The organism is Streptococcus sp. FDAARGOS_520 (assembly GCF_003812685.1).
Classification (GTDB): domain Bacteria; phylum Bacillota; class Bacilli; order Lactobacillales; family Streptococcaceae; genus Streptococcus; species Streptococcus agalactiae.
In genome coordinates this window covers 1,595,970-1,614,121 of record NZ_CP033810.1, presented here as the reverse complement: position 1 = coordinate 1,614,121, position 18,152 = coordinate 1,595,970, and the positions used below count along the sequence as shown (strand labels likewise).

Genomic DNA, 18,152 nt, shown 5'->3' with positions numbered 1-18,152 from the left:
ACTTTGTGTGTTACAATCTGTTTTAAAAGACACAAAAACGAAAGGACAACCTATGTCAACATTTAAACGCTATGATGAAGAATTCAAACAATCTCTTGTTAACCTTTATCAAACTGGAAAAACTCAGTCTGAACTCTGTAAAGACTATAGGGTATCCACTTCTGCGCTTGCAAAATGGATCAAACAGTACTCTCAATTCAAACTCGAAGATAATTCTGTACTTACTGCCAAGCAAATACAAGAGTTACAAAAACGTAATGCGCAGCTTGAAGAGGAGAACCTTATCCTAAAAAAAGCAAGTGCCATATTCATGCAAAACTTAAAGTAAGACTCCTCGCTGTCTATCGGTTACGCTTTGAACACGCCACAACAACCTTGTGTCGTGTTTTACGTGTCAATCGCTCCACTTACTATAAATTTCTAAAACATAAGCCCTCAAAAAGAGAATTGGATAATCAAATTTATAAAAAACAAATACTTGAGATTTATACCAAAGCAAACAAAAGACTTGGTGTGAAGTCTATCAAAGTCATTCTTCAAAGAGACTACGACACAAAAATCTCTGAAGGAAGAATTTACCATCTGATGAAGAATATGGCGCTCCCTAAAATGGCTACCGTTAAGCCAAAAACAGCTCTTAAAAAGACTCAAAAAACGTATCCTCAAAACTTACTCAACCAGAAATTTTATCCTGACAAACCTAATCAAGTATGGTCTACTGACTTCACCTATATTTCTATTGGATATAAGAAATATGTCTATCTCTGCGCAATACTTGATCTCTATTCTAGAAAATGTATTGCTTGGAAATTGAGTCACCGTATGGATGCAAAGTTAGCATGTAACACTCTAGAATTAGCTCTTAATAAAAGAAAGATTGAAGGAACACTTCTCTTTCATTCCGACCAAGGGTCACAATTTAAGGCCAGGGAATTTAGAAAAATAATTGATGACAACAATATCATGCATTCTTTTTCTAAACCTGGATATCCTTATGATAATGCCGTAACTGAAGCATTTTTCAAGTATTTAAAGCATAGACAAATCAACCGAAAACATTATCAAAATATCAAACAGGTTCAATTAGACTGCTTTGAATACATTGAGAATTTTTATAACAATTACATCCCACATACGGCTAATCTAGGACTAACCCCTAATCAGAAAGAAGAAAATTATTTTAACGCAATAAAATAACACGGTTTTCTGTCTACTTATTTGACATTAGTCCACTCTGTGAATTCAGATGTGGAAGAAGAAGTAACTCGCAATGTTTTATTTGCTTCTTTTTCGTGTGTCACTGGAACCGCTGCATCTCATTCTAATCCTACAGCATGCTCCGCTGATTCTGTAGGATTAGAATGAGATGCATCTGTTGATAACACTGCTGAAGTTGACGTATCTGTCGCAAGACTTGTTACATCTGAAGTAGGCTGTGTAACAGTAACTTCCGGTTTTACACCAGCTGTTTGTGGTACCTCAGTACTCATAATGCTTGACTCATCCGCCAAAACAGAATGACTACTCATTCCTAGAAATGTCAATCCAATTAATACCGATGCTACACCAAATTTGAATTTCTTAATCGAAAAACGCTGTTTCGTATGTGCGACATTATAATTTCTTTGCTTATACTTCCTAAGCATAACTTCTCTCCTTTTCAAAAGTAAAAATAGATTAACCAATAAAGTTATCTATTTTTACTTTTTTTAAAGTTTTACTGTTTTACATTATCTCGATAAATGTGAACTATTATTTGAATTTGTATTGTATAATCACATTCGATAAGATTTATAACTTTAAGATTTTATATAAAGGTGATAGTATATTGGTAAGTTCAGATAACACTAATTTAAAATTTTTAAAAGCTTTCTCAGAATTGTTAAAGATGAGGAGCTTTGAGCAAATTAAAGTTAGCGATTTAGCAAAAAAAGCTCGACTTAGTAGAAGATCTTTCTATAATCATTACAATTCAAAAGAAGACTTCCTTAGGGAGTCTATTTTAATAATCTTTGATGATATCACAAAAATTTTAAATAATGATTTATTATATGAAGAAGTGGTCTTAAAGGAGATGCTTAGCTATATGTATATAAATAAAGAAATTATTAAATCCTTTGTTTTTTCCGAATATTGACAACATAATTAAAAACTATATCAAAGAGATGATTACACATTCCGATATACCAGACTTACAAAAACAACTGGAAACAGCATATCAAGTTCCATATTCTTTCGCTCTTGGTATTTATATCTCAACAATTGAAAGTATTATTTTAAATTGGATAGATCATGACTTTACTGAAGAGCCTGAAGAAATAGCAAGATATATTACATCTGTCGTGAGAATTTAATATTTGTATTAGAAAAAATAATATTTCTTTTCCTCATCTAATACTTTATAAAGAAAAAGACGATAGTTTTTTCTTCTATCGCCTTTGGTAACCATTTTTATGAAATTTTTTAAAGTTAAAAATATAATTTATAATACTATCTTCTTCCATTTTCTGATTTTAGTTCTGAAAGTTCCAAAAGGTGCAACCGTATTTACATGAATAAACTTATACACTTCCCAAGTCGCTGTTTTAGTCGCTTCATCAGCCCACTTTCTCATATGCGCTTCAAATAATTCTTCCTCACTCAACAAATCAATCATTGCATAGATAGAATTAATATTTTCATTTAATTTTGCTTTCAACTCTTGCAGAGATAAATGAGCGTAGGTATCTGTGAACCACTGATATAATTCACCAAGTTGATTCCATTTAAATTTATCCGATGGTGTTTTTACTTGAAGTCCCTTTCTTTCATCTTCTTCCCATTTAAGAACCAAGTTGGTCCAGCCAACCTGATAAGAAAGGTTGGCTGCTGGAGTTCTATCAACTTCATCAATTCTTTTATCTTTTAGATTCTCTGGAATATTATTAAATTCCATAATGTATTTCTCAAATGTTTTACTTATTTCTTTTTTCAACTCTTCTTTATTTTCATAAACTCTCAAAAAACATCTCCTTTCTGATACATATTATTAATAATGATACGGAAACAACCCCAAAGTATTGTATTATAGAATTAGATGACTGATTACAAATTCCTTGTTCACGCCAAAAGAGTTATTAAAAAATTATGATTCAATTTTTTTAGACAGGCATTTGTTAGAAAAACTTCTTGTTACCGAGAGGGGAGAAGATCAGTCATTAATAATCAATCTAAACTACTCCAACTTCCCTTATTAGCATATCATTGATTTGCTACTTTTTTAGCACTTCTTATTACAAATCTAAAAATTGATAGATAATACTATGTTAACTAATAAAGATACTAGTAAGCTGAATTTTCGAGAACCTCTTCACCGTAGCCTCCAGCTTCTGGTAAAGGTAGATTTGTAGAATTAGGTGCTCTTAAAATTCTAATTGGTCTAGCACCGGCCTCCCTAGCTGCATGAATATCGTCATCACTATCTCCATAATGAATGTCTGAACCATATTTCTTAATATAATATGATTTATCATATTTGTATGGCTTTTTAGGTTTATCGCCTGTATAATTTACAGCAATTGGTTTGTCTAATTTAAAATCTTTAGCTAAGGCTTTAGCTGTTTTATCAACCTCGCCCTCCTTATACATTGACCCTCTTGTCCTACCTGTTATAAAAACAATTTTATCTCCTCGTTTTTGATGCATAGCAATTAATTTTTTAGCATATTCTTTGGGAATGGAATCTTGATCTCCTCGTTTTGCAACAAGATCCCAGAATTTTTGTTTATGAAGAAAATCAAACGATCCAGGAGTTACATATTCTTTACCATATTGAAAATATTGACTACTGAAAAGCAGTGTATCATCAATATCAAAACTAACAGTAATCGGCTTCTTACCTTCTAAGCTTTTTTGAATCTCGTCAATAGAAATAGTAGTGACTTTATCTTTATTTGTGTCCGAAAGAGCAGTCATTCCCTCTTGTGTATAAGCTACTTTTGGCCCCTTAGCCTCAACTACTGTTTGTAACGTTATCGTAATCCCTAAAACCAAAAGACTACTCACTAACACTTTCTTCATAAGAACCTCCATAATAAAGTATAAAAATTATTTCTTTAATTAGTTTATCACAAAAAACATAAGAATGAAAGCGATATCATATATGGTTATTTTTTACTTATGTTAAGTCTACAGTCTTCAAAGTGATTTTTCTTCTGTCTCTTGCTTAGGAGTGTTCGCTTCACGAGATTTAATATAATCTTTCATTTCTTGGTAGGTTGTATAAGTCTTCAGCATATCGTCAAAAAATTCTTGAAGGGCATCTCTTTCTATTTCAAATTCTTGGATACTTTGACTGACATCTGCTATGGTAATGTCTTTTGGAAGAACTAACTCATCTAACAGCTGCATAGTTGGCAAACTATTTCCTGGTGTTTGTGCAATGGCAAGTAGAGCCCCTTCGATTTTTTGGTAATAGGTCAGTCGATTATCTAAGGCTTTTTAATATTCCTTTCGTTAAAAAGTTTCTAGGCTTTTACGAGCAGAGCCACACACTCCACATGATGTGTCATTGGGAATAAGTCTACTGGTTGAATTTTTACTAAATGATACCCTAATTCTTCAAATAGTTTGATATCACGCGCCATTGTCGCTGAATTACAAGAAATATAAGTGATTTTATCTGCTTTTGTTTGGGCAGCAGAATATACAAAACTCTCCGTTAATCCTTTTCGTGGTGGATCAACCATTATAACAGTTGGTTTTATACCTTCTTTAAGCCACTTTGCCATTGCATTTTCAGCCGAATCAGCAACATAGGTACTGTTAGTTATCCCATTTCGAGTAGCATTTTCTTTGGCATCACTTACTGCTTTTTCAACAACTTCAACACCATAAACATGTTTTACTTGTTTAGCAACAGATAAGCCAATTGTTCCTATACCTGAATAGGCATCAATAACGATATCCTCTGAGTTTAAATCTGAAAAATCGATTGCTTTTTGGTACAGTTTTTCAGCCATTTCAGTATTAACTTGGTAAAAAGATTGGGCTGATATAGCGTAAGTATTTCCTAACATTTGGTCCTCAATAGTATCAGAACCATATAGAGTACGAAATTCTTTCCCAAAAATAACGTTGCTATTACGATCATTAATATTTTGCATAATTGAAACAACAGAAGGAAAGGCAGACACCAACTTTTCAATCATTTGGTCAATGCGGAATATTTTAGGACGTGTTGTCACCAAAACCAACATTAATTGCCCTGTATAATGTCCTCGACGAACAACGAGATTTCTAATTAAACCAGATTGCTGCTCTTCGTCATATGGTTTAACATCAAATTTTCTTAATAAATCTCGTGTAAAATTAATCAGAGCATCAATCTCTTTTTCCTGAATTAAATAATCTTCAATGGATACCAGAGTATGTGAATTTTTTCTGAAAAAACCTGTCTCTAGCTGTCCATCAACACGACGAACTGGTACCTGAGCTTTATTTCGATATGCCAAAGGGATTGTCATACCAAGAGTAGGTTCTACTAAAACATCAGATATATGAGCAATTTTATAAAGGTTATCAGCTACTTGTTTTTGTTTAAATAACAGCTGTTGTTCATAAGTAAGATGTCCCAAATCAGCAATCCCTGTACGTAAATAGGTATAGTCTAATCCTTCATTTCGGTGAGGAGAAGTCGTTAAATATTCCTCAACTTTTCCATATCCTATACGCTTACGTAATTTCAAGACGCGCATCTTAATAATCTCACCTGGAAGAGCATTTTCAACAAAGAAAACAAAGCCATCTACTTTGGCAATACCCATTCCCTCATGGCTAATGTCGCTAATTTCAGTTTCAATAATATCATTTTTATGTAACATAATTTTCCTTTTATATCTATCATTTGAAGTCTTTAGTTTATACACTAAAGATAAAAATAGAGTGACAATAAATCACTCTATTATATCATAATTAAAAATGTTAACGCAGTCCCATTTTCTTTAGGATCTTTTTGTACTTAGCAAAATCAATTGTTAACCCTTGACCACCATACTGGTCATAATCATCTACCCAATCTCCTTCTCTTGGAATTGTCATTTGCTTAATACCATTTTTAGCATCTGATAAAATTGGAATGCCATCTGTTAGGACAAAGCTATAAGATAAATTACTTGAAGTTAAAGCATAGGCTTTACCGATAGCAGCAGAACCTGTAAAGAGACGACGTGGGTCTTTTATTTGAGAGACAATAGCTCTCATAACTTGTTGTTGACGTTGTGTTCGACCAAAGTCCCCATCATCGTCTTTTCTGAAACGAGCATAATTTAGAAGGGTCCTTCCATCCATGTACTGAATCCCAACCTTAATTTTTTGGCTAGGTACAACGCCATTTTTCATCCTTAAATCATCAGGAACTTTAACTGAATCAGCAGATTGTCCACCGACAAGTCCAAATTTAGCATTAATCTTGACACCATTAGGAAACAGTGTATCAATAGCATCTGCAAATGTCTCAAAGTCAACCATAACATAATATTTTATATCAATATCAAAATGATTTTTCAACGTTTGTCGAACATACTCTGCTCCTTTATGATTATCTTGTTCTCCCAAATTAAAAGACGCATTTAATTTCATATCATAGTAACCTTCCGTACTATAATTAGGAATATTGACTAAGAGATCTCGCATAAAACTCACCATCTTAACCTTATTATCCTTGTTACCAACATTAGCAACCATTATGGTATCTGTTCTCGCATCAGTAGATCTCTCGCTGACACGTTTATCACTACCTAAAATTAAGATATTAGTCCCATCAACAGCATCTTTTCCCTTAAAATCTTCAATAATTGCAGGGCTATAATGTGACTTCCCATTATTCACATCACGCATTCCTTTAACAAACATGAAAACCATACCTGATAAAACAATTAGTAATATAATACCTATGAACTTTAGGAAACCCTTAAATTTTTTTTTCTTTCTAGGGGGGGTTATAGCCTTTGGAGGGAAAGGCGCCATAACCTTCACCCTCTGTTTTTCTTTTCTGGCCCTTTGTTTTTTCTTCTTCGGAGCTCTCTCTTCTTGATAAATTGGTAAACCTTGTGAGGTTAGCTGAGGCTCTGAGTAAAAATCGTCATCTTGATAATAAGAATCAGAATAAGGTTCCTCATAATAAGAATTAGTTGGTGGACTTTCTGTCCTTCTCTGTGGTCGTACTGCTGTTTTTTTATAATGAAGGTACTGAAATTCCATCTTTTCACGTTCATTAAGATAATGGATGTTTTTTAAAAGATAGTTATATCGTAGCTCTTCATGATGATTTAGCTGACCGTAATTATTTCTTGACATATTTTCAGGTGATTTACTTTCAATAATAATAGTTCATACTACCAAACTGTGATAACTTAGTTAGATAAATTAACCAGTGACTCTCCAATTACAGTAGCTATTTTTTGTGGTGTAAGATAATCGGTATCAATAATCATATCAGACAAACCACTATAGAGTAACATGCGTTTTTGATAAATATCATAAAATTCTTCTTTTGAATGGTTTAAAAATAATGGTCTTCTATTCTTCTCATCTTTTTTTATACGATGATATAAGACTTCAAAACTTCCTGTTAAAAGAATATTATTATGACGATTTAAAGTTAAAAGACGACGATTTTCTTCAAGGAGTACAATACCTCCTCCACTAGCTATCACAAGTCCTTCATTTTTTTTCTTTAAAAGTTCGTTTAAAAATTGAGATTCTAAAGCACGAAAGGAGGCTTCTCCTTCTTCTGTAAAAAATCGGGAAATTGACATACCAATATGTTTTTCAATCAGACTATCCATATCAATTACTTCATTTTCTAAGCAGTTGGCAACACTAGTCTTGCCAACTCCCATGAATCCCAATAATACCTTAGGCATTAACTAATCCCTCCAAATGTTCTAAAAAGTTAGGATAGCTTGTATTAATAGCTTCTTCACCAGATAAATCTACTTCGCCTTCTTTGACCAAGAGAGCAGCAATAGCTATCATCATTCCTATTCTATGATCTCCATGACAATCAAGTGAAGCAGCGTGAAGAGGGGTATTACCACGTATAATCATACCATCTGCTGTAGCAGTAATATCAGCACCCATCTGTTTTAGCGATTCGACAACGACCTGAATCCGATCTGTCTCTTTCACCTTTAATTCCTGAGCATCTGCTATGACTGTGGTGCCTTGAGCTTGTGTTGCTAAAAGAGCAATAATAGGTAATTCATCAATCAGACGTGGAATCATAGCCCCAGAAATATGAGTAGCTTGTAGATGAGAGTAATCAACTGTAAGGGTTGCTGATTTTACTTGATTATCAACCGAAGATAACTTAATTTTTCCACCCATTTTACTGACGACATCAAGGATTCCAGTTCGTGTCTCGTTTATACCTACGTTTTCTAAAATAATATGACTGTTAGGAATAATAAGACCCGCTACTATCCAAAAGGCAGCACTCGAAATATCACCAGGAACTCTTATATCTTGTCCTACTAAGCTCTGACCGCCATTGAGTCGAATTTCTTTATCTTTAATATCCAAATGTCCACCAAATTGCCGAATCATGTCCTCAGTATGATTCCTTGTTTGCTCTTTTTCTACAATGAGAGATTCTCCCTTAGTTTGTAAAGCCGCAAAAATTAAAGCTGATTTTACTTGTGCAGAAGCTACGGGTAAATGGTAAAAAATAGGTTTTAATTTTTTTGTACCTTGAAGTTTTAATGGTGGTAAATCACGGTTAGTTACTCCCGAAATTCTAGCTCCCATTTTGCTTAAAGGCAATGCTATACGATCCATAGGTCTCTTTGACAAACTATTGTCTCCAACCATCGTCACTTCAAACTCTTGACCAGCTAACACACCTGCTATCAGACGCATTGAAGTACCAGAGTTTCCCATGTCTAAGAGATTATTCGGTTGTGTTAAACCTGCAAATCCTTTGCCATAGATAGTGATTATCTCGCCATCGTCTTCAATTAGAACCCCCATTTGTTTAAAAGCCTCTATAGTTGATAAAACATCCTCGCCTCTTAAGACATCAACAATTCGGGTAACTCCCTGAGATATACTCCCAAAAATAATAGCCCTGTGACTTATTGATTTATCGCCAGGAACACGGATGGTTCCCTTGAGAGTATTTGCATTAGTCAGTAATTTCATGATAACTCCCAAAATCTATTTTGCTATTATTGTATCATAATATATGCTATATTTTGAATTTTTTATTTATACTATAGCTCCTCTATATAGCTGTAACATCTTTTATAAATTAACTTCACATGTCATACATCATTATGTTATAATATTGTTACAAAAATCACATTTTAATTTTCAGAATGCATTTAAAAATAAACAGCTACTATTTTATGTTATTTTAGAGGTTAACAGATGAAAAGAAAACAGTTTATAAAATTAGGAATTGCAACCTTACTAACGGTTATTTCGCTTTACACACCAATAAACCTAGCTACAAATCATACCACAGAAAATATTGTTACTGCTCAAGAGTATAAAACAAAAGAGAATGGTACTTTACCTTTTAAACACAAACGACAATTGGTTTTAGGAGAGTTGGATGACAAAGGTCGTGCCACATTCGCACATATTCAGCTAAAAGTTAAAGATGAACCCAAGAAAAAGAGAGTAAAACGTTTAAAAACAACCCCTGTTGGATGGCACAATTTTAAATTCTATTATAATGATGGTACTCAAAAAGCTTGGCTAGTGAGCCGAGGCCGTCTTATTTGCCACCAATTTAGTGGACTAAACAATGAAAGAAAGAATTTAGTTCCAATGACGAATTGGCTAAATACTGGAAACTACAATAGCACGAATTCATCTAACCCTGAGAGCATGCTATTCTATGAAAAACAACTAAAGACTTGGCTTTCGACTCATAAAAACTACTACTTAGATTATAAAGTAACACCAATTTATCAAAATAATGAACTAATTCCAAGAAAAATTGAATTAAAATATGTTGGTATTGATAAGACTGGGAAATTATTACCTATTTTTATCGGAAACAAATCCACTCAAGATCAATTCGGCATCAGCACTGTTACCTTAGAGAATACCTCACCAAATGCTACCATTGACTACCTCAGCGGAAAGGCTCAAAATACTGTCTTATCAGCTAAAGAACAAAGAAAACTTATCGCTAAGCACGAAGAAGAAAAACGACTTGCAGAAAAGAAAGTTGAAGAGGAAAAAGCTGCTGCTGAAACTCAGAAAAAACTGGAAGAAGAACAAGCAAGGCTTGCTGCTGAAGCTCAAAGGAAGCAAAAAGAGGAGCAAGCAAGGCTCGCAGCTGAAACTCAGAAAAAACAAGAAACTCTAGTACAAGAACAAACTAGTCAAGGCTACAAACGTGACTATAGAGGAAGGTGGCATCGTCCAAATGGACAATACGCTTCAAAAGCAGAAATCGCTGCTGCTGGATTGCAATGGTAGAACTGTTTATTATCAAATCAATTCTATTATTATAATGTGTACATAAAAACCATCTTGCATATGCAAGATGGTTTTTATTATATTTTCAACTGTTTAATAATCTGAGACTATTTTTTTAAGTTGTAGAATGATTTGATACCTTTGTATTGAGCAACTTCACCAAGTTGGTCTTCGATACGAAGTAATTGGTTGTATTTAGCAATACGGTCAGTACGTGATAATGAACCTGTTTTAATTTGACCAGCGTTAGTTGCAACTGCGATATCAGCGATTGTTGAATCTTCAGTTTCACCTGAACGGTGTGATACAACTGCAGTGTAACCAGCTTCTTTAGCCATTTCAATAGCTTCGAAAGTTTCTGTCAAAGTACCGATTTGGTTAACTTTGATAAGGATTGAGTTAGCAGCTTCTTCTTTGATACCACGTGCTAAGTAATCAGTATTTGTAACGAAGAAATCGTCACCAACTAATTGTACACGTCCACCAAGGCGTTCTGTAAGAGCTTTCCAACCATCCCAGTCGTTTTCATCCATACCATCTTCAATAGTGATGATTGGGTATTTGTTAACCAACTCTTCAAGGTAATCGATTTGTTCTGCAGCAGTACGAACTGCTCCACCTTCACCTTCGAATTTACTGTAGTCGTATACTTTACGTTCTGCATCGTAGAACTCTGATGAAGCACAGTCAAAACCAATCATGATTCCGTTTTCGCCAGCTTCGTAACCAGCTGCTTCAATAGCTTTAAGAATAGTTTCTACGCCATCTTCAGTACCTTCAAATTTAGGTGCAAATCCACCTTCATCACCAACAGCTGTTTCAAGACCACGTTCTTTAAGGATTTTCTTAAGAGCATGGAATACTTCAGCACCCCAACGAAGTGCTTCTTTGAAAGTTGGTGCACCAACTGGCATAATCATGAATTCTTGGAATGCGATTGGAGCGTCTGAGTGAGAACCACCGTTGATGATGTTCATCATTGGAGTTGGAAGAACTTTAGTGTTGAATCCACCAAGGTAGCTGTAAAGTGGTACTTCAAGGTAATCAGCTGCAGCACGTGCTACGGCAATAGAAACACCAAGAATAGCATTTGCACCTAATTTACCTTTATTAGGAGTTCCGTCAAGAGCGATCATAGCACGGTCGATAGCTTGTTGGTCGCGTACATCATAACCAATGATTGCTTCTGCAATAACGTTATTTACATTGTCAACAGCTTTTTGTGTTCCAAGACCACCGTAACGAGACTTGTCGCCGTCGCGAAGTTCAACTGCTTCGTGTTCACCAGTAGAAGCTCCTGAAGGAACCATACCACGTCCGAAAGCACCTGATTCTGTATAAACTTCTACTTCAAGTGTTGGGTTACCGCGTGAGTCAAGGACTTCGCGTGCGTAAACATCAGTAATAATTGACATTACAATACTCTCCTTATGAGTTTTAATTTTTTACATATTCATAATATCATAATCTTTAGTTAATAACAAGGAAAAACCCAGTGAAACCGCTTTATTACGTGGTTTTTGATAAAAAAATCACTAATTCTTTTCAAGTTTACCTGTGCTAATGCAACCCATTTAGGTTATAATAAAATTAGCAAATTCAAGGAGAAATTATGACTGAACTTGACAATAAAATCCTACAAAAAGCAAGCGGTGAAAATCGTCTTGATCCTGATCAACAACGTTACTACCTTGGTACTTATAAAGAAAGAGTTGTGCTCCACTTAAGTTTAAAAGAGGCACAAGAAGAAAAGTTTCAACTTGCTATAACATCTGCTCTTAATAATCTGATACTTGAATATCCTAATCTTAGTTTAAAATTATCACCAAATCTCCCTACTGATGTTCAAATGTTCTACATGAAGTTAGCTAACCGTCTATCACTAGCTGCTACGATTGTTAATGAAGCAAATGCCAATTCTCCATTTGGTATTATTATACATAGTGATAAGGCTGAAAACGTTGAATGGAACGATTTTGAGACACAATTCCCTGATTTATTCAATTCACCAAAAAAAGAGGAGTCTCCTAAAAAAAGTCTATGGCAACATTTCTTTAGTCAAAAATAACAAGGAGGTCTAATGGAAATTTGGGATGCTTATGACCAATATGGGTTCATTACAGGTCTTACACTTAATAGGGATCAAAATATCCCACAAGGCTTATTCCACTTAGTTGTTGATGTTATCCTTTTTCATGAGGATGGTGACGTATTGATGATGAAACGGCACCCTAAAAAGAAAGCTTTTCCTGCTTATTTCGAAGCCACCGCTGGCGGATCTGCCCTTAAAGGAGAAAATGCTAAGCAAGCTATTCTAAGGGAACTCAAAGAAGAAACTGGTATCGTTCCTCAATGTCTAACCTTTCTTAATAGAGAGTGGTTCTCTGAGCGTTCTTACTTTGTAGACCATTTTATCGCAAAATACAATGGTGCAAAAGATATAATTACATTGCAAGAAGGAGAGACCGTTGACTATATCTGGTTAAAACCAGAATATATTGATTTATTTTTATCTAAAAACAAATTAATACCCTCTCAAATAAAACTCTTAAAATCCTTAATCTAAAAACTAGGCTTAATAAAGGCCTAGTTTTCATTTGCATCAATAATATCAAATACCTTAAGCAAATTTTTTTCATTAATCTGATACGCAGCTTCTTCTCTGACAATTGGTTTTGCACAAAAAGCAATTCCTACCCCAGCGGATTTGATCATTGGTAAATCATTGGCACCATCTCCCATTGCGATGGTTTGTGAAAGGTCTAAGTGATTTTCAGAAGCCCACTCTTTTAACTTTATTTTTTTCACTTCTTTAGTGACAATCTCTCCCTCAACTTCGCCAGTGAGAAAACCACCTTTGACACCAAGACGATTCGCTTTGACATAATCAACTTGTAATTGCTTAGCTAAGATATCAATCGTCTCGTGAAAACCTCCTGATACAAGACCAACTTTCATCTGACGCTTGTGACACTCTTTAATCAATTCATAAGCCCCTGGAGTAAAATGTATTGAGGATAATATATCTGTCAAAATAGTAACAGGCAAACCTTTAAGTAGCGCTACTCTTTTCTTCAAAGCTTCTTCAAAATCTAACTCGCCACGCATTGCAGCGTCAGTCAGTGCAGCAACCTGTTTCCCCACCCCTGCTTCAATAGCTAATAAATCAATAGCTTCTTCCATTATTAAGGTTGAATCAACGTCCATGACTAACAAACCTTTAATCATTTAAAACCTCCAAAACTTTTTTACTATTGTACCTTAAAATTAGCACCTTTCATAGATAGCAATTAAAAAAAGAAGAGTACTAACTCTTCTTTTTTAGAAACGAATACGTTCTTGTGTCTTTTCATAAGACGTCACAAAACGGTCAGTTACACCTGGTTCCACAGTCTCAAGTGCGTATGAAATTTCATCGAAAGATGCTTTATAGTTATGTTCAACTTCAAATAAGTACAAAGCTTGTTCAAAGCTCTTTTGCACATTTTGTTCAAAACTACGATAACGGTTTGAATACTGTAGTAACTGCTCTGTGAGAGTCGCATCTTGAACAACTAGATATGTAGCTTGCTCTAAATTAGCGATAGCATTTGTAGTCACATCATTTAAACGTGAAACAGCCTCAATATCAATACGACCGCGACTGAGTTCATTAATAAGTGCCTCAATTTGAGAACTTGTTGTAAAGAAAGTGCTTAAGAAGTCTTGCGGGATTCCTGGAAGATTGCGTTTTTCCATGAAACGTTTAATCATATGGAGCTTGTTAACATACTTATCCATATTTTGGCGTGCTCGTGTCTCAACGCTTTCAATAGTTTTAACGGCTTCAAAAACTTCCATTTGATTTTCTTCAACAGTAGTCAATGTTTTCAACGTACGCTCAAATAAAATTTGTAGATGAGTATAAGGTGAAGCTTCTTGACCAAAATTTTCTACAGAAGGTAAAACCTTTGTTTCAATTTCTTCCAAATCATTTGTGAAGGAACGTAAACTTAAGCTTTCATTTTCATTTAAGATATATTTAGCAGATAATCGTTTGATTTCATGCCCCAGTTGTTCATTGTTAGATTTTGCATGAGCAAGGAATTGAGGAATAATTTTACTATCCTTATGAGCTACTTTATAAGCAGCAATCTCACGTTCAAAAATATCATAAAGTTTATCAATTTTTTCTTGAATATGTTCATTTTCATCGCGAGCACGATCTAGATCCAAACTAACTAAACCATCTGAATTCGAACGAATAGCCTCACGAACTTCTTGAAAACGTTGTTCAATATCCTTTTCAGGGAAATGGTAGTTTTCCTCTAAAAGACGACGATATCCTGTCTCCAAATCATCTAACTGATCTGGAAAATCGTCTTCTAATTTAGCAACAATAGCTGGAATTTGTTCTGTAATTTGCCCTAAAGCAATCGTATGCTCCTCTGCTTTATTCAAAACTTCAGAAGCTTCAATCGGGTCACCAGTTGAGTTTAAGGTCACAAAATGTGAAAATTCAGCCTCGATATTTTTCAACTGCTTTTCAATTTCTGGCATGGTTGTCCCGTAATTATCTTCTTTTTCAGAAATTGATTTTTGAAGTGTTTCGTATAGGTCCAAAGCATGTGTTACACGGGCACTATTTTTCTCTTCTTGCTCTTTTAAAACTTCTAAAGCTTCACGAATCGAAACAATATCTTCTTCTATAATAGTTAGCTGACTATCAACATTATCAATCTCGTGCTTAGCACGCACAAAATTAAATGAATCATTAAGATTTTCAGCTTCAACTAAATGAAAATCAATATCTTTAAATGAATTAGTTGATAAATCAGTCCATTTTTGGTTCCATTCTCTAAAAGTTGATTGACTTTGGCCAATCAAATGAAGCAATTTGACTTGCTCAATCTCCTCTTGCACAGGAAGGTCAACTAACTCTTGTTTTCTAGTTTCTAAGTTTGCAATTAATGTATCATTACGTTTTCTTATTACGACGCCGACTACGTAGGCAATAATCACAAGCAGGACTATAGCCACAAGCAGCAATATGATTCCGCTCGACATTCAACTCTCCTTATAATGGTCTAATTTTCTAAAAATCTACTATAACGTTAAGATTATAGCATACTTGAACTGTTTTTCAAAGCTATCTTTGGACTAGATATCTAAGTTACTATAAACAGCATTAGCTTCAATGAATTCACGTCGTGGTTCTACTCGATCTCCCATTAGCATATCGAAAATCTTATCTGCTTCTGCTGCATCATCAACTGAGACACGTGCCATCAAGCGGTTTTCAGGATCCATTGTTGTTTCCCAAAGTTGATGGTCATCCATCTCACCTAGACCTTTGTAACGTTGTACAGTAGGTTTTGAACGTCCTGAACTATAGGTATCTAGAGCTTGACGTAATTCCTCTTCTTGATTGACCCCTGGCTGAATATAAGCTTTAATCTCACTTCCTACTTTGACACCATAGATTGGTGGTTGAGCGATATAAACATATCCTGCTTCCAAAACAGGTCGCATAAAACGATAAATCAGAGTTAAAAGTAAAGTTCTGATGTGAGCTCCATCAACATCGGCATCAGTCATAATGACTAATTTTTGATATCTGACTTTTGATACATCAAAATCTGCACCAAATCCAGTTCCCATAGCTGTGAAGAGACTTCGGATTTCTTCGTTTGCTAAAATTTTATCCATTGTAGCTTTTTCAACGTTTAGAATCTTACCCCTAATCGGTAAAATTGCTTGAAACTCACGATTACGTCCTGATTTTGCAGACCCTCCCGCAGAATCTCCCTCCACTATAAAAAGTTCATTCATCTCAGCATTATTAGATGAGCAATCAGCCAGTTTCCCAGGTAAGTTTGAAATCTCTAAGCCTGACTTTTTACGTGTTACTTCACGCGCCCGTTTTGCTGCAATACGGGCTTTAGATGCCAAAATTCCTTTTTCAACAATCTTCTTAGCTACTTGTGGATTTTCTAATAGGAATCGATTGAAAGCTTCGCTAAAGAGACGATTTGTAATTTTAACAACTTCAGAATTTCCAAGTTTTGTTTTAGTTTGTCCTTCAAATTGTGGATTTGGATGTTTAACAGATATAACTGCTGTTAAACCTTCACGAACATCTTCTCCAGTTAAATTATCTTCATTTTCTTTGAGAATCTTATTCTTTTTAGCGTAATCATTAATCACACGTGTCAAGGCAGTACGAAATCCTTGTTCGTGCGTTCCTCCTTCATGAGTGTGGATGTTATTTGCAAAACTCATAACAGTCTCTTGATATCCAGTAGTATACTGCATTGCTACTTCAACTGAAATACCATCTAATTCACCGTCAGTATAAATAGGATTTTCAAAAATCACTTCTTTGTTCTCATTGATAAACTCAACGTATGAACCTATACCACCTTCATAGTGATATTCTTTTTCAACTTCTTGACCTTCTCGCTTGTCTGAAATGGAGATTCTTAGTCCACGATTTAAAAAAGCTAATTCCTGAATACGTTTGGCTAATTTATCAAAATCAAATACAGTGGTTTCAGTGAAAATTTCTGGGTCAGGCGTAAAGTGAACTGTTGTTCCTGATAAGTCAGTATCACCGATAATTTCAAGATCATTAACAACAACACCGCGTTGGTATTCTTGATAATGAACCTTGCCATTTTTATAAACCTTGACATCTAATTGTGTTGACAATGCATTAACAACAGATGACCCTACACCATGTAAGCCACCAGAAACCTTGTATCCGCCACCACCAAATTTACCACCGGCATGGAGAACTGTAAAAACTGTCTCTACAGCTGGTCTTCCAGTTTTTTCTTGGATATCTACCGGAATACCGCGACCATCATCAACAACTGTAATAGAGTTATCTGGTTCAATGTAAACTTTAATATGTCCTGCAAATCCAGCTAAGGCTTCATCAATTGAGTTATCAACAATTTCCCATACAAGGTGATGAAGCCCTTCTTTCGAAGTCGAACCGATATACATGCCTGGACGCATGCGAACAGCTTCTAAACCTTCTAATACTTGAATCTGACTTGCGTCATATTCTTGAGCACGTTGTTCCATATTCTTTGTTTCTTCTGTCATTTACTCTATTATCTCCATCAATGATTTTGACCCATCGACTAATAAGGTATCAAAACCAGCCGATTCTCCTGCTTGCTTATCTATATCACGATCGCCTATTACTAAACAATTATCAATTTGGTATTTTTCTTTCAAATAAAGCATACTCTCGGGACTAGGTTTCCTTGAAAAGCCGTTATCAGCAGTCACTACTTCTGTAAAATAGTCAATAATTTCTGTTTTTTCCAGAATAACTATAACTTGATTATCACGATGAGACACCAAAAAATTACGACTACCTTGTCTTTGAATTTTCGCTAAAAGTTCTTTTGCCCCTTGGAATAGAATTGGTGTTTCCAAAACCTTAGCTTCATTAGCCTTATACTCTTTTAAAAAATCAGCTTCTTCAGGGATAAAATATGCAATTGCATCTGCTGTTGACTCTTTTAATTTTTGATACACACTATCGTGGTCTGCTTGATATCCAAATTCTTTCAAAGTCTCTACAAAAGCACGTGTGGAACTTTCGTAATTATCAAGTAGTGTACCACCCAAATCCCAAATATAATCATGATAATTCATACCCTTTATTATATCATATTATTACG

18 protein-coding genes and 1 pseudogene are annotated in these 18,152 nt (G+C 34.8%); 6 read left to right on the top strand and 13 right to left on the bottom strand.

Features of this window, described 5'->3' with window-relative positions:
• Positions 1 to 52 precede the first annotated feature (52 nt).
• Positions 53 to 1,197, top strand: a protein-coding gene (locus tag EGX96_RS08715; RefSeq protein ID WP_088187511.1) for an IS3-like element ISSag5 family transposase whose coding sequence is annotated in 2 segments (ribosomal slippage) — positions 53 to 287 and positions 287 to 1,197 — 1,146 coding nt in all. Because the reading frame shifts where the segments join, the coding sequence is not laid out codon by codon here.
• A gap of 332 nt (positions 1,198 to 1,529) precedes the next feature.
• Here the strand turns inward: EGX96_RS08715 and EGX96_RS11330 are convergent.
• Positions 1,530 to 1,646 (bottom strand): annotated as a pseudogene (locus tag EGX96_RS11330) (YSIRK-type signal peptide-containing protein); the annotation flags it as partial.
• Positions 1,647 to 1,828: 182 nt separating this feature from the next.
• Between EGX96_RS11330 and EGX96_RS11235 the strand changes: the two are divergent.
• Both EGX96_RS11235 and EGX96_RS11230 read left to right on the top strand, forming a co-directional pair.
• Positions 1,829 to 2,137, top strand: coding sequence for a TetR/AcrR family transcriptional regulator (locus EGX96_RS11235; protein ID WP_001876114.1), 309 nt, complete (start codon positions 1,829 to 1,831; stop codon positions 2,135 to 2,137).
• A 28-nt stretch (positions 2,138 to 2,165) separates the two neighbouring features.
• On the top strand, positions 2,166 to 2,354 hold the full coding sequence (locus tag EGX96_RS11230) for a TetR-like C-terminal domain-containing protein (protein ID WP_001875973.1): 189 nt from the start codon (positions 2,166 to 2,168) through the stop codon (positions 2,352 to 2,354).
• A 128-nt stretch (positions 2,355 to 2,482) separates the two neighbouring features.
• Here EGX96_RS11230 and EGX96_RS08700 read toward each other — a convergent pair whose 3' ends face one another.
• The 7 genes from EGX96_RS08700 to aroA all read right to left on the bottom strand — a co-directional run bounded on the left by EGX96_RS08700 (position 2,483) and on the right by aroA (position 9,180).
• Complete coding sequence (locus EGX96_RS08700; protein WP_001267084.1) at positions 2,483 to 3,001, bottom strand: ClbS/DfsB family four-helix bundle protein; 519 nt, start codon at positions 2,999 to 3,001, stop codon at positions 2,483 to 2,485.
• 320 nt (positions 3,002 to 3,321) lie between these two features.
• Positions 3,322 to 4,059, bottom strand: coding sequence for an acid phosphatase AphA (aphA, locus tag EGX96_RS08695; protein WP_000757296.1), 738 nt, complete (start codon positions 4,057 to 4,059; stop codon positions 3,322 to 3,324).
• A 117-nt stretch (positions 4,060 to 4,176) separates the two neighbouring features.
• Positions 4,177 to 4,422 carry a helical hairpin domain-containing protein gene (locus EGX96_RS08690; protein ID WP_338322624.1) on the bottom strand — a complete coding sequence of 82 codons (246 nt, stop codon included), beginning with the start codon at positions 4,420 to 4,422 and terminating at the stop codon, positions 4,177 to 4,179.
• Between the two features lie 83 nt (positions 4,423 to 4,505).
• On the bottom strand, positions 4,506 to 5,861 hold the full coding sequence (rlmD, locus tag EGX96_RS08685; RefSeq protein WP_000902654.1) for a 23S rRNA (uracil(1939)-C(5))-methyltransferase RlmD: 1,356 nt from the start codon (positions 5,859 to 5,861) through the stop codon (positions 4,506 to 4,508).
• A 100-nt stretch (positions 5,862 to 5,961) separates the two neighbouring features.
• Positions 5,962 to 7,335 (bottom strand): LCP family protein, encoded by a 1,374-nt coding sequence (locus EGX96_RS08680; protein ID WP_000089337.1) that lies wholly within the window; start codon positions 7,333 to 7,335, stop codon positions 5,962 to 5,964.
• A gap of 56 nt (positions 7,336 to 7,391) precedes the next feature.
• The gene (locus EGX96_RS08675) at positions 7,392 to 7,904 is read right to left on the bottom strand and encodes a shikimate kinase (RefSeq protein WP_001127193.1); all 513 of its coding nucleotides are present in this window, start codon (positions 7,902 to 7,904) and stop codon (positions 7,392 to 7,394) included.
• On the bottom strand, positions 7,897 to 9,180 hold the full coding sequence (gene aroA / locus EGX96_RS08670) for a 3-phosphoshikimate 1-carboxyvinyltransferase (protein WP_000772014.1): 1,284 nt from the start codon (positions 9,178 to 9,180) through the stop codon (positions 7,897 to 7,899). Before aroA ends, EGX96_RS08675 begins: the two co-directional genes overlap by 8 nt.
• A 228-nt stretch (positions 9,181 to 9,408) precedes the next feature.
• On the opposite strand from aroA, the gene EGX96_RS08665 reads away from it, so the two are divergent.
• Positions 9,409 to 10,473, top strand: a complete 1,065-nt coding sequence (locus EGX96_RS08665) for a DNA/RNA non-specific endonuclease (RefSeq protein WP_000823934.1) — start codon at positions 9,409 to 9,411, stop codon at positions 10,471 to 10,473.
• Between the two features lie 107 nt (positions 10,474 to 10,580).
• Here the strand turns inward: EGX96_RS08665 and eno are convergent, their stop codons facing one another.
• Positions 10,581 to 11,888 carry a surface-displayed alpha-enolase gene (gene eno / locus EGX96_RS08660; RefSeq protein ID WP_000022832.1) on the bottom strand — a complete coding sequence of 436 codons (1,308 nt, stop codon included), beginning with the start codon at positions 11,886 to 11,888 and terminating at the stop codon, positions 10,581 to 10,583.
• Positions 11,889 to 12,085: 197 nt separating this feature from the next.
• Between eno and EGX96_RS08655 the strand changes: the two genes are divergently transcribed.
• Together EGX96_RS08655 and EGX96_RS08650 are read left to right on the top strand one after the other, a co-directional pair.
• Positions 12,086 to 12,541 carry a YueI family protein gene (locus tag EGX96_RS08655; RefSeq protein ID WP_000137373.1) on the top strand — a complete coding sequence of 152 codons (456 nt, stop codon included), beginning with the start codon at positions 12,086 to 12,088 and terminating at the stop codon, positions 12,539 to 12,541.
• A gap of 12 nt (positions 12,542 to 12,553) precedes the next feature.
• Complete coding sequence (locus tag EGX96_RS08650) at positions 12,554 to 13,039, top strand: NUDIX hydrolase (RefSeq protein WP_000409124.1); 486 nt, start codon at positions 12,554 to 12,556, stop codon at positions 13,037 to 13,039.
• Positions 13,040 to 13,059: 20 nt separating this feature from the next.
• On the opposite strand, the gene serB is transcribed toward EGX96_RS08650, so the two are convergent.
• The 4 genes from serB to EGX96_RS08630 form a co-directional block, all read right to left on the bottom strand.
• A complete protein-coding gene (gene serB, locus EGX96_RS08645; protein ID WP_000589685.1) occupies positions 13,060 to 13,701 on the bottom strand; it encodes a phosphoserine phosphatase SerB in 642 nt (213 codons plus the stop codon).
• 93 nt (positions 13,702 to 13,794) lie between these two features.
• A complete protein-coding gene (ezrA, locus tag EGX96_RS08640) occupies positions 13,795 to 15,519 on the bottom strand; it encodes a septation ring formation regulator EzrA (protein WP_000094341.1) in 1,725 nt (574 codons plus the stop codon).
• Positions 15,520 to 15,612: 93 nt separating this feature from the next.
• Positions 15,613 to 17,565, bottom strand: a complete 1,953-nt coding sequence (gene gyrB / locus EGX96_RS08635) for a DNA topoisomerase (ATP-hydrolyzing) subunit B (RefSeq protein ID WP_000134196.1) — start codon at positions 17,563 to 17,565, stop codon at positions 15,613 to 15,615.
• Entirely contained in the window at positions 17,566 to 18,126 is a 561-nt protein-coding gene (locus tag EGX96_RS08630; RefSeq protein WP_001106189.1) for an HAD-IA family hydrolase, read from the bottom strand.
• Positions 18,127 to 18,152 lie beyond the last annotated feature (26 nt).

Excerpts from the sequence above, each read along its gene's own strand:
- eno (WP_000022832.1), bottom strand. The coding sequence starts at position 11,888 with ATGTCAATTATTACTGATGTTTACGCACGCGAAGTCCTTGACTCACGC.
- EGX96_RS08680 (WP_000089337.1), bottom strand. The coding sequence starts at position 7,335 with ATGTCAAGAAATAATTACGGTCAGCTAAATCATCATGAAGAGCTACGA.
- EGX96_RS08655 (WP_000137373.1), top strand. The coding sequence starts at position 12,086 with ATGACTGAACTTGACAATAAAATCCTACAAAAAGCAAGCGGTGAAAAT.
- EGX96_RS08675 (WP_001127193.1), bottom strand. The coding sequence starts at position 7,904 with ATGCCTAAGGTATTATTGGGATTCATGGGAGTTGGCAAGACTAGTGTT.
- serB (WP_000589685.1), bottom strand. The coding sequence starts at position 13,701 with ATGATTAAAGGTTTGTTAGTCATGGACGTTGATTCAACCTTAATAATG.
- aroA (WP_000772014.1), bottom strand. The coding sequence starts at position 9,180 with ATGAAATTACTGACTAATGCAAATACTCTCAAGGGAACCATCCGTGTT.
- EGX96_RS08650 (WP_000409124.1), top strand. The coding sequence starts at position 12,554 with ATGGAAATTTGGGATGCTTATGACCAATATGGGTTCATTACAGGTCTT.
- EGX96_RS08630 (WP_001106189.1), bottom strand. The coding sequence starts at position 18,126 with ATGAATTATCATGATTATATTTGGGATTTGGGTGGTACACTACTTGAT.
- ezrA (WP_000094341.1), bottom strand. The coding sequence starts at position 15,519 with ATGTCGAGCGGAATCATATTGCTGCTTGTGGCTATAGTCCTGCTTGTG.
- EGX96_RS11230 (WP_001875973.1), top strand. The coding sequence starts at position 2,166 with ATGATTACACATTCCGATATACCAGACTTACAAAAACAACTGGAAACA.
- gyrB (WP_000134196.1), bottom strand. The coding sequence starts at position 17,565 with ATGACAGAAGAAACAAAGAATATGGAACAACGTGCTCAAGAATATGAC.
- EGX96_RS08665 (WP_000823934.1), top strand. The coding sequence starts at position 9,409 with ATGAAAAGAAAACAGTTTATAAAATTAGGAATTGCAACCTTACTAACG.
- rlmD (WP_000902654.1), bottom strand. The coding sequence starts at position 5,861 with ATGTTACATAAAAATGATATTATTGAAACTGAAATTAGCGACATTAGC.
- aphA (WP_000757296.1), bottom strand. The coding sequence starts at position 4,059 with ATGAAGAAAGTGTTAGTGAGTAGTCTTTTGGTTTTAGGGATTACGATA.